We start from the raw sequence: 3,568 nt of genomic DNA on the forward strand, positions 1-3,568 counted from the left end.
CAAGATTCGGCCTACCAGGTTTTTCAGTCTTATCATCAATTGGATAGTTTGCAAATTCAGCTTAGGATAAAAAGAGAGCGGTTTATGTCAGAAGCGGGGAGTACAAAGTATTACCAGGACGTGATTACTCTCACATGGCACAAGTTAAAATGCCTGGATGAAAACCCGGAAATGAATGATGTGATCAAATACATGAATTTGTCAAATGGCTCACATTTTATCCACCGCATCTTGAATCCGAAAATGAGACCGGAACGCTTTGACAGTGTTTTAAAGTCGATGGATTTGAAGGGATTGACCGTAAAGCAACAGAATGTGCGATTAGAAGCAAGACTGAAGGAATACCGTGACCTGGCAACACTCAATGACCTTCGGCTGCGAAGTAACGTGAGTATGATCAAACAACTGGAATCTGACATCATTTTGGTCGATTCAGCAACACTTGTTTACGAAAATGCACATAAGGCGCTTTTATCCAGGGAACAAGACCTGGAGAAACTACTTGAGAATTTGCGGGAAAATTATCGTCTGAAAGGTCCTGCCGGTTTTCCGGATATTTATCAATCTGTTTTTCCGAACATTCATCCGGTTTCCAAAGAAAAGTCGAAGGATCGTATTGATTCAGGAGATTTGGAGTATACTCAGAGTAGTGTTTCGGAGCCGCCTCCACCGGTAGAATCTTCCGTTATTGCCGCCAGGGAACCCGAAATTTATACCGTTGTAGAAGAGTCTGCGGAATTTCCGGGTGGAGTGTCTGCCTTGAAAAAATACTTAACAGATAAGCTTCAATATCCGGAACGGGCAAAAGAAGAGGCGATTTCCGGAAAAATATACCTGCAATTTGTCGTTTCCAAAGAAGGGACTATTTCAAATGTAATGCTCAAGAGAGGTCTTCCGGGTTGTCCGGAATGCGATGCCGAAGCGATTCGTTTGATCAAGGCAATGCCGAAATGGAAACCCGGAAAAAACAATGGCAAGCCGGTAGATTCATACTTTAGTTTACCGGTGACTTTTAAAATTGATTGAAGACAAATAAAGACAACTCAATACCAATAAATATTAAATAATACATAGAATGAAATTGACTGCTTTTACTTTAATGTTGTTTTTAAGCGTGTTTACGTTCGGGCAATCTGCTAAGAAAACGAATGACAGGTTGCGCACAGAACTGGCAAAAGAACAACAGAAACAAGATTCAGTTCATCAAGCCTTTTCTCTGCTCAACAATCAGGCGGAGGATTTACAACATCAATTTGGAAAGCAAAAAGAGCGATTCATTACAGAATCAAGTAATACGCTCTTTTACCGGGATTCGATTAGCCGGGTACTTTACAATTTGAAGCGCCTCGAGCATTATCCGGATATGACTGATGTGCAAAAGTACATGGACATGTCGAATGGCTGGTATTTTCTGCAGTCCGTGCTGGAGATGAAAAAGAAGATGGAACCGATGGATCATCTTTCTGAAGCATTGAATGAGAACGGACTGGAATTAAAACAGCAGAATGAACGTTTGAAGCAGAAGATTGTGGAATACCAAAATCAGGCAAAACTCAATGACCTTCGGCTGCAGAACAATGTGACGGCAATCAGGCAATTGAAATCGGCCATTTCTCTTTTAGATTCAGCTTCGCTTGTTTATGAAAATGCAACCGGGATTCTCCTTTCCAAAAAAAGAGGGTTGGATAGCGAGCTTGAAAGTTTGCGTGAAAATTACCGTTTGAAAGGACCAGGTGGTTTTCCGGATGCTTACCGGGTTGTTTTTCCGGATGTTCATCCTGCTCCTAAAATAGAAGTCACGAATGAGCCTTATTACCGGGATGAAGGACTTGCAGATGTGCCTCTGCCGGTGGTAGAATCTTCACGGATTGTTGCCAAAGAACCTGAAATTTATTCGGTAGTTGATGAGATAGCGGAATTTCCCGGTGGAACAGCGATGCTAAAAAAATATCTCGCAGACAACCTGCGTTACCCTCCGGCAGCTAAAGAACTGGGAATCTCCGGGAAAGCATACGTGAAATTTGTTGTTTCGAAAGAGGGAGAGATTTTAAATGTGCAAATTATAAAAGGCGTTCCGGACTGCAATGAATGTAATACGGAAGCAATCCGTCTGGTAAAGAAAATGCCTAAATGGAAACCGGGTAAATTTCAGGGAAAACCAGTAGATTCCTATTTCAATTTACCCGTGGAGTTTAAACTGAATTAAATAATAAGAAATATGAGATTTGGAGCCTTGATCGTTGGTTTGATCTTTAGCTTTTCATCATTTGGTCAATCAATAAAGCAAATGAACAGAGAGCTGAAAATGAAATGTGATGTAAGTAAGAAAACGACAGATTCTCTTTTCTTAGCAGTATCCATGTTGAATGACAACGTTTCAGCATTACAGAATAGAAACAGGAACAAGATTGGGATGTTACTGGATTTATACGATGTTGTTGAAGAGCGAAAGTTCGAATTTTATTCTTTAATCCATAAAAGGAATGATTACTTGATAGATTGGACACAGTTTTACAGATCTAAAGATGTTTCGTTAGATCAATTGACTGCATTTCAATCAAAGTTGGAGGATCAGGCGCTGAAAGAAAGAAGTGATTTCGGAATGGACTTTTTTTTTGTAAGTAAGAAAAGAATGAATTCGAAAGAACAGAATGCTTTTTTGAAGGAGAAAGCTGCTTTCTACGAAAAATCGAATGCTACATTGAAAGATAAATTAATGGAGTTTAAGGAGGAACTACTTGCTTATCAGGAGGATTCATTAAAACTGACCGCTTGGGAAAAGTTGATTTCAAGAACGAATGACTATTGTCTTGGAAATGGAGTATCAACTCCTGTCAAAGTAAAAGAAACAAAGGAAGGTTGGCTCTGTGGAACAATAGATTATGACGAGATTACACCAAGCGTGTTTGAAATATCTAAAGTTGGAGAAGAGCCGTATGAAACAATTCCGATTTTTCCTCCCGGAGGATTTGAAGTTCTAAAGGCTTATTTTGCACAGGAATTCTCAAAATCGGGTATTAAATCCGAAGACCCGCATTATTCAGGGAAAATCTATGTGAAGTTTGTTATTACGGATAATGGTGAGATCCGGGATCCAATCATTACGAAAGGAGTGGAATGTTTTAAATGTGAAAAAGAAGTACTGAGAATTGTTCAGAATATGCCTCGATGGATTCCAGCAACAAAAGGTGGGAACCCAGTAAGTTCTGTCTTCAGACTTCCGATTAAGTTACCTTAATAGAACAATCTCAAATTCTGTGTAATGTGGTATTATATATGGAAACTATGCCAAACCTATTATACTTTAACGCAAATGCGCAAATGAATAGCTTGGCTACCGTACTCACTCTTTTTAAGCAAAATCAACAGATTGATGGCTTAAAGGAGAAAGAGGCAACTGGTATGGGGAGTTATGTATTTAACACAGGTCAGTTCTAAATCTTTGCGCTCTCTGTTTCTTTGCGGTTTATAAATTCTGCCTTATTTAACCGCTAAGAGTGAAAGAACGCAAAGGTCTGAATATCTTCTGTCTTGCCAAAAAGCAATCTCCTAAATTTCAATCTTCGTC

At 39.4% G+C, this 3,568-nt stretch carries 3 protein-coding genes; all 3 read left to right on the forward strand.

Going from position 1 to position 3,568, the window contains the following annotated elements:
- Positions 1-1,026: energy transducer TonB (locus Q1V93_RS18500; protein WP_300666783.1), on the forward strand; the 1,026-nt coding region annotated here is incomplete at its 5' end.
- A 49-nt stretch (positions 1,027-1,075) separates the two neighbouring features.
- On the forward strand, positions 1,076-2,206 hold the full coding sequence (locus Q1V93_RS18505) for a TonB family protein (RefSeq protein WP_300666786.1): 1,131 nt from the start codon (positions 1,076-1,078) through the stop codon (positions 2,204-2,206).
- 12 nt (positions 2,207-2,218) lie between these two features.
- A complete protein-coding gene (locus Q1V93_RS18510; protein ID WP_300666789.1) occupies positions 2,219-3,238 on the forward strand; it encodes an energy transducer TonB in 1,020 nt (339 codons plus the stop codon).
- Positions 3,239-3,568 lie beyond the last annotated feature (330 nt).

Origin of the sequence: Fluviicola sp., from assembly GCF_030151805.1 — a bacterium.
Classification (GTDB): domain Bacteria; phylum Bacteroidota; class Bacteroidia; order Flavobacteriales_D; family Crocinitomicaceae; genus Fluviicola.